Source organism: Streptomyces sp. AB3(2024) (genome assembly GCF_041862025.1).
Lineage (GTDB): Bacteria > Actinomycetota > Actinomycetes > Streptomycetales > Streptomycetaceae > Streptomyces.
On sequence record NZ_JBGWAB010000110.1, the window covers coordinates 21,388 to 28,709 of the forward strand.

Below are 7,322 nucleotides of genomic sequence, written 5' to 3' on the forward strand. Positions count from 1 at the left end.
GTTCGATGAGCCAGGCGGCACAGAACCTGAACTGGTTGATCACCAACTTCGTGGACAACACCCCTGGGGTGTCCCACACCGTGGTGGTCTCCGCCGACGGACTCCTTCTGGCGATGTCCGAAGGATTCCCCCGTGACCGCGCCGACCAGCTGGCGGCCGTGGCCTCCGGTCTGACCTCGCTGACCGCCGGGGCCTCCCGGATCTTCGAGGGCGGCGCCGTCAACCAGACCGTGGTCGAGATGGACCGGGGATTCCTCTTCCTCATGTCCGTCTCCGACGGATCCTCGCTGGCCGTTCTCGCGCACCCCGAATGCGACATCGGCCTCGTGGGCTACGAGATGGCCCTCCTCGTGGACCGCGCGGGCAGCGTCCTCACCCCGGACCTGCGCGCGGAGCTCCAGGGAAGCCTGCTCATCTGACTCGCACGCTCCCGGCCGGACGGTACTTCCGGCCGGGGGACCGGGACTCCGCACCCGGAAACCAGTACCCCCGTCAGGCCGTCATCACGTCCCCCCACCGGCCGCCCCGTCAGACGGCACGCTGACCACTGCTGTCCAGCCCGGAGGATCAATGACCCCGCCCCCCGCCTATCCCGACGCGTACGGAGACTCGTACTCGGAAGGCGACCAGCCGCTGGTGCGTCCGTACGCGATGACCGGCGGCCGTACCCGGCCGCGCTACCAGCTCGCCATCGAGGCGCTGGTCAGCACCACGGCCGATCCGATGCACCTCTCCACCCTGCTCCCGGAGCACCAGCGCATCTGCACCTTGTGCCGCGAGGTGAAGTCGGTCGCGGAGGTCTCCGCACTGCTGTCGATGCCGCTCGGTGTCGCCCGGATCCTCGTGGCCGACCTGGCCGAGGCCGGAATGGTGGCCATCCACCAGCCGGGCAATGGAGAGGCCGGCGGAACGCCGGATGTAACGCTGCTCGAGAGGGTTCTCAGTGGACTTCGCAAGCTCTGACGCCGGAGCGGCTCCCCGCTCCACCACCTCCGCGAAGATCGTGGTGGCGGGCGGCTTCGGCGTGGGCAAGACCACGTTCGTCGGCGCTGTCTCCGAGATCAACCCGCTGCGCACCGAGGCCGTGATGACGTCCGCGAGCGCGGGCATCGACGACCTCACGCACACCGGTGACAAGACGACCACCACGGTCGCCATGGACTTCGGCCGCATCACCCTGGACCAGGACCTGATCCTGTACCTCTTCGGTACGCCCGGTCAGGACCGCTTCTGGTTCATGTGGGACGACCTGGTCCGCGGCGCGATCGGCGCCATCGTCCTCGTCGACACGCGCCGCCTCGCCGACTGCTTCCCCGCCGTCGACTACTTCGAGAACAGCGGCCTGCCGTTCGTCGTGGCGCTCAACGGCTTCGAGGGGCACCAGCCGTACACGCCGGAGGAGGTCCGCGAGGCCCTCCAGATCGGGTCCGACGCCCCGATCATCACCACCGACGCCCGCCACCGCGCGGACGCCAAGAGCGCGCTCATCACGCTCGTCGAGCACGCGCTGATGGCCCGGCTCAAGTAACACGGCTTCCAGGTCGATGCGCGGGGGCGGGCTGTGTCATCCGACACGGCCCGCCCCTGTCGTTCATAACGTTTCGACAGAGAATTGCCGCCAGTCGGGCACAGCGCGCGTTCGGCTGGTATCGCTGCGCGCACAACTGTCCCGGCTTTTGCCGTAGCTCGCTCTTTATGTCCGGTTTATGTGTGACATAAGGCTCTGGGAATGGCGGATTTCAACTGTTTGGAACACGGCCGTTCATCATGCTGCAATTCAACGAACTAGCTAGTAGCACCGCCGAGAGGTTGTTGGTCGAGTGAGGCGAAGCAACTCGAGCCCCGCGGATGAACCCGCGCGCGGCAACTTCACCCCGCCGCCGCGCGCGGCCGCGTCTCCTGTCGACGTACCCGTGGAACCACCCACCGGCGGCGGCAGCACCAGCAAGTTCTCCCCCCGCAACTGGCGCGTGCCGACCCGTCTGAACGCCATCCTCCTCGTACCGGCCCTCGTGGGACTGGTCATGGGCGGCTTCCAGGTGAAGGGTTCGGTCGACAGCTGGAACGAGGCCAAGGACGCCGAGCAGACCGCGCGGATCGTCCAGGCGGCGGCCGAATACGGCCAGGCCCTCCTCAACGAGCGTGACCTCACCGCCGAGCCCCTCCTGAAGGGCGACCGCGCCAACCAGGCCGTGACGAAGGCCTACGCGGCCACCGACGCGGCCAAGGCCAAGTTCGCCGAAGCCGCCAAGAACCTGCCGCAGAAGCAGGGTCTGGAACGGCGCCTGGAACTCTTCCGCCAGGAGGAGCCCAAGCTGGAGCAGGTCCGCAAGACGGCCTACGCCGTCCCCGAGACCCCCAAGAAGAACCTCCCCGCCGCGGCCGGCCCCATCCCGACCGAAGAGGGGTACGTGCTGGTCCAGCACTACCTCATGCAGTTCTCCAACGAACTGGGCCTGGGCACCGGCAACGTCACCAGCTACGGCCGCATGGTCTACGCGGTCGAGCTGGCCAAGGCCGCGAACTCGCTCCAGCGCTCCGTCGGTACGCACCTGCTGGTGCGCCCGAGCGAGGACGAGAACGTCCGCAAGGCCCAGCTCGTCGCCTTCTCCTCCTACGCCTACCTCGAAGAAATCGCCATCGGTGAGTACGTCGCCGCCGGCACCGACGAGGACACGAACCGGCTGAAGGAGGTCATGGGCAAGAAGTCCCAGGAGGGCGCCGCCAAGCTCGCGCAGGCCAAGCAGGCCGCCGAGCAGTCCGGCAGCACCACCTTCAAGGCTCCGCCCGTGGTCAACGGCTCCGCGCTCACCGGTATGACCGAGGCGATAGCCAGCGGCGACAAGCCCGCCAAGCTCGCGCTGAACGGCACCACCGCCCCCGCCTGGCAGGCCGCCGCCACCGCCAAGTTCGACGCCTACGCCGAGATCGAGAAGGACCTCCTCGACAAGGCCGTCAAGGACGCCGTCGCGGTCTCCGACACGTCGCAGAGCGACGCCATCCTCACCGGCGCGATCGTGGTCGTGGCCATGCTCGCCGCGTTCATCCTGGCCGGCATGATGGCCCGCCAGATGAGCCGCGCGATGCTCCGCCTGCGCAGCTCCGCCTTCGACGTCGCCGAGCAGCGCCTGCCGATGCTCGTCGACCAGCTCTCGCGCACGGACCCGGGCAAGGTCGACACCCGCGTCCAGCCGATCCCGATCAACTCCCAGGACGAGATCGGCGAGGTCGCGCGCGCCTTCGACCAGGTCCACCGGGAAGCGGTCCGGCTCGCCGCCGAGCAGGCGCTCCTGCGAGGGAACGTCAACGCGATCTTCACGAACCTCTCCATACGCAACCAGTCGCTGATCGAGGGCCAGCTGACCCTCATCACCGACCTGGAGAACAACGAGGCCGACCCGGACCAGCTGGAGAACCTCTTCCGCCTGGACCACCTGGCCACCCGTATGCGCCGCAACGGCGAGAACCTCCTCATCCTCGCGGGTGAGAACCCGGGCCGCCGCTGGGACCAGCCGGTCCCCCTCGTCGACGTGCTGCGCGCCGCCTCCTCCGAGGTGGAGCAGTACGAGCGCATCGAGCTCTCGGGCGTCTCCGAGGCCGAGATCCACGGCCAGGCCGTGACCGACCTCGTGCACCTGCTCGCCGAGCTGCTGGAGAACGCCACCACGTTCTCCTCCCCGCAGACCAAGGTCCGCGTCAACGCCACGCGTCTGCCCGACGGCCGCGTGATGGTCGAGATCCACGACAAGGGCATCGGCCTCACCGCCGAGGACTTCGCGGACATCAACCACAAGCTCGCCAACCCGCCGACCGTGGACGCCGCGATCTCGCAGCGCATGGGTCTGTTCGTGGTCGGCCGGCTGGCGGACCGCCACAGCATCCGCGTGCAGCTGCGCCCCTCGGGCGAGGCCGCGGGCACCACCTCGCTGGTCATGCTCCCCGACGCCATCACCCACGGTGGCGGTGGCGAGGGCATCCCTGACGACGACTTCACCGTCTCCTCGATGATTCCGCAGCAGCAGAGCCAGCAGGCCGCCCCGCTGCGCACCGCCGCCGAACTCGGCTTCGACGACTCGCGCTACGACGCCCAGGGCGGGCAGGGCCCCGACGGGGCGCCGGTCGACCCGGTCGTACGGTCGCTGGGCCGCGAGGAGCGCCGGGCCCAGCTGGAGGCGCAGGTCGGCTTCCCGCAGGAGCAGCAGCAGCTGCCCGAAGGTGCCGGCCAGGAATATCCGGAACCCCAGCCGGAGCACGCGTACCAGCCGTACCAGGGCTACGAGCAGCCGGCCCCGCCGGCCTACGAGGCCCCGTACGAGAACGCGCAGCAGCCCCAGGCCTACGAGGCGTACCCCGATCAGGGATATGCCTATACGGAAGACGGCTACCCGGAGCAGCAGCAGCCCGCGCAGGGGTACGACGGTGGTTACGAAGAGCAGTCACCGCAGGCGGCGTGGCCCGAGCAGAACTCCTTCCCGGCCTCCTACCAGCAGGACTACGGGATCGAATCGGAATCCCAGCCCGCTCCCGAACCGGCCCGGGAACGCGTAGGCTTCGACCGTCCGGGCGCCGCTGCCGACACCGGTCACGAAATGACCGGAGCGGGCCTGCCGCGACGCGGCAGCCAGCAGCAGTGGCAGCCGGCACAGCAGGAAGCGGAGTCCTCCGGATCCCTCTTCGAGCAGCGCCCGCAGCGTCAGCCGCAGGCCGCCGCCGCGGAGAAGGCCCCGGCGGAGGAGACGGAAGACGGCGCCGCGTGGCGTTCGCGCAACGACGAGCGCTGGCAGCAGGCCGGCAAGCTCCGTGAGCCGAAGGCGGGCGGGGTCACCCCGTCCGGTCTCCCTCGGCGGGTGCCCAAGGCCAACCTGGTCGAGGGCGCCGCGGAGACGACCCCGCAGGGCGGCCCGCAGGTCTCCCGCGCACCGGAGGACGTCCGTGGCAGGTTGAGCAACCTGCGACGCGGTGTCCAGCAGGGACGCAGCGCGGGTTCCGAGCAGTCAAGTAACAGCTATGACCAGGAGCGTTAGTGTGAGCCCGATGAGCCAGGCGGCACAGAACCTGAACTGGTTGATCACCAACTTCGTGGACAACACCCCTGGGGTGTCCCACACCGTGGTGGTCTCCGCCGACGGCCTTCTTCTGGCGATGTCCGACGGGTTCCCGCGCGACCGCGCCGATCAGCTGGCGGCCGTGGCCTCCGGTCTGACGTCGCTGACCGCGGGAGCCTCCCGGATCTTCGAGGGCGGCGCCGTCAACCAGACCGTGGTCGAGATGGACCGGGGATTCCTCTTCCTCATGTCCGTCTCCGACGGATCGTCCCTCGCGGTGCTCGCGCACCCCGAGTGCGACATCGGCCTCGTGGGCTACGAGATGGCCCTCCTTGTCGACCGCGCGGGCAGCGTCCTGACTCCGGATCTGCGCGCCGAGCTGCAGGGAAGTCTTCTCAACTAACAGACAGGCAGTGTGTTTCGCGTCATCGCACCGTAGGGTGCGGTGGCGCGGTTCCACAGGGAGTACTGCGTTCTTGGAGTCGGAGGAGGAGACGTGACAACACCCGGAGGACATCCTTATGGCGGCGCGCAGCAGCCGCAGGGTGGGCACGACCAGAACCGCTTCAACTTCCCCTCGGCTCCCAGCCGGCCCGTGCCGGAGCAGAACCCCTACCAGCACCAGCAGTACGGCCAGCCCCAGCAACCCCCGTATTCCCAGCGCCCTTCGCAGCAGCCGTTGCGCGGCTCCCAGCCGCAGGCTCCGAAGGCGCACAACCCGCTGGTGCGTCCGTACGCGATGACCGGCGGCCGTACCCGGCCGCGCTACCAGCTCGCCATCGAGGCGCTGGTCAGTACCACGGCGGATCCCGCTCGGCTGCAAGGGCAGTTGCCCGAGCACCAGCGCATCTGCCGCCTGTGCCAGGAGATCAAATCCGTCGCGGAGATCTCGGCACTTCTCTCCATTCCTCTTGGTGTCGCCCGCATCCTCGTAGCCGACCTGGCGGAGGCGGGCCTTGTCGCCATTCACCAGCCCGGCGGCGACGAGTCCGCCGGCGGCCAGCCAGATGTGACACTGCTCGAAAGGGTGCTCAGTGGACTTCGCAAGCTCTAACGGCGGAGCGGCTCCCCGCTCCACCACCTCCGCGAAGATCGTGGTGGCGGGCGGCTTCGGCGTGGGCAAGACCACGTTCGTCGGCGCGGTCTCCGAGATCAACCCCCTGCGCACCGAAGCCGTGATGACCAGCGCCTCGGCCGGCATCGACGACCTCACCCACACCGGTGACAAGACGACCACCACGGTCGCCATGGACTTCGGCCGCATCACCTTGGACCAGGACCTGATCCTGTACCTCTTCGGTACGCCCGGTCAGGACCGCTTCTGGTTCATGTGGGACGACCTGGTCCGCGGCGCGATCGGCGCCGTGGTCCTCGTCGACACGCGCCGTCTCGCGGACTGCTTCCCCGCCGTCGACTACTTCGAGAACAGCGGCCTGCCGTTCGTGATCGCGCTCAACGGCTTCGACGGCCACCAGCCGTACACGCCGGAGGAGGTCCGCGAGGCCCTCCAGATCGGGCCCGACGCCCCGATCATCACCACCGACGCCCGCCACCGCGGCGACGCCAAGAGCGCGCTCATCACGCTCGTCGAGCACGCCCTGATGGCCCGCCTGCGGTAGGCGTCCCCGTACGCGCGGAGCGCCGGTATCCCGATGCGGGATACCGGCGCTCCGTCTTTCCTCCCCCGCGCGTGGCACGCTCCGGCCCGCGCCCCGCTGTGGGAAGCCCTCCGCCCGCAGGACGAGGTTCGCGTCGAGGAGGAACAGGTGGTCGGTTGGGCAACGACGCCTGCGCCAAGGTCCTGACGGCCACCGGCCGCATCCATCAGCTGCACGTCGCCACCGACGGGGGCGAACCGCCCCGGACGCCGGACGGCCGCCCGCCGCACCCCGACCCGGTGGGTCGAGGGCGGCGGGCGGCCGTCGGACGAAGCGGTGGCGCGTGTCGGCTAGCCCTGCCAGCTGTGCGGGGCCTGGAAGCCGCGGCTGCGCTCCAGGCGGCGCCAGCCGGCCTGGGAGCGGGGGCTGGTGGCGGACTCCTCGGGCGTGGCGGCGGCGCGGGCGAGCAGGATCGCGGTGATCGCGGCCAGCTCCTCGGGCGCGGCGTTGCCCTTCTCGACCTTCAGCAGGGTGTCGGTGGCGGTGCTCATCGGTGGCAGGTCTCCTTCGCTCGTTACTGCGGCGGGTTGCCGTGCTTGCGGGACGGCAGGTCGGCGTGCTTGGTGCGGAGCATCGCGAGGGCGCTGATGAGCGTCTCGCGGGTCTCGGCGGGGTCGAT

8 protein-coding genes are annotated in these 7,322 nt (G+C 69.6%); 7 read left to right on the forward strand and 1 reads right to left on the reverse strand.

Going from position 1 to position 7,322, the window contains the following annotated elements; all coding sequences use genetic code 11:
• Window positions 1–5 precede the first annotated feature (5 nt).
• The 7 genes from ACEPPI_RS31255 (at window position 6) to ACEPPI_RS31285 (ending at window position 6,664) form a co-directional block, all read left to right on the forward strand.
• Window positions 6–419 (forward strand): roadblock/LC7 domain-containing protein, encoded by a 414-nt coding sequence (locus ACEPPI_RS31255; protein WP_008739864.1) that lies wholly within the window; start codon window positions 6–8, stop codon window positions 417–419.
• A gap of 151 nt (window positions 420–570) precedes the next feature.
• On the forward strand, window positions 571–963 hold the full coding sequence (locus ACEPPI_RS31260) for a DUF742 domain-containing protein (protein ID WP_030227311.1): 393 nt from the start codon (window positions 571–573) through the stop codon (window positions 961–963).
• Complete coding sequence (locus tag ACEPPI_RS31265) at window positions 944–1,528, forward strand: ATP/GTP-binding protein (RefSeq protein WP_373918623.1); 585 nt, start codon at window positions 944–946, stop codon at window positions 1,526–1,528. Before ACEPPI_RS31260 ends, ACEPPI_RS31265 begins: the two co-directional genes overlap by 20 nt.
• A 292-nt stretch (window positions 1,529–1,820) precedes the next feature.
• Window positions 1,821–5,024: a nitrate- and nitrite sensing domain-containing protein gene (locus ACEPPI_RS31270; protein ID WP_373918624.1), complete on the forward strand. Its 3,204-nt coding sequence runs from the start codon at window positions 1,821–1,823 to the stop codon at window positions 5,022–5,024.
• Window positions 5,025–5,034: 10 nt separating this feature from the next.
• Window positions 5,035–5,448 carry a roadblock/LC7 domain-containing protein gene (locus tag ACEPPI_RS31275; RefSeq protein WP_030037347.1) on the forward strand — a complete coding sequence of 138 codons (414 nt, stop codon included), beginning with the start codon at window positions 5,035–5,037 and terminating at the stop codon, window positions 5,446–5,448.
• 93 nt (window positions 5,449–5,541) lie between these two features.
• Entirely contained in the window at window positions 5,542–6,099 is a 558-nt protein-coding gene (locus tag ACEPPI_RS31280) for a DUF742 domain-containing protein (protein ID WP_100660868.1), read from the forward strand.
• Window positions 6,080–6,664 (forward strand): ATP/GTP-binding protein, encoded by a 585-nt coding sequence (locus ACEPPI_RS31285; protein WP_136214583.1) that lies wholly within the window; start codon window positions 6,080–6,082, stop codon window positions 6,662–6,664. The genes ACEPPI_RS31280 and ACEPPI_RS31285 overlap by 20 nt, the downstream gene beginning before the upstream one ends.
• Before the next feature lie 329 nt (window positions 6,665–6,993).
• Here ACEPPI_RS31285 and ACEPPI_RS31290 read toward each other — a convergent pair whose 3' ends face one another.
• Entirely contained in the window at window positions 6,994–7,194 is a 201-nt protein-coding gene (locus ACEPPI_RS31290; RefSeq protein WP_266842527.1) for an acyl-CoA carboxylase subunit epsilon, read from the reverse strand.
• Between the last annotated feature and the right edge of the window lie 128 nt (window positions 7,195–7,322).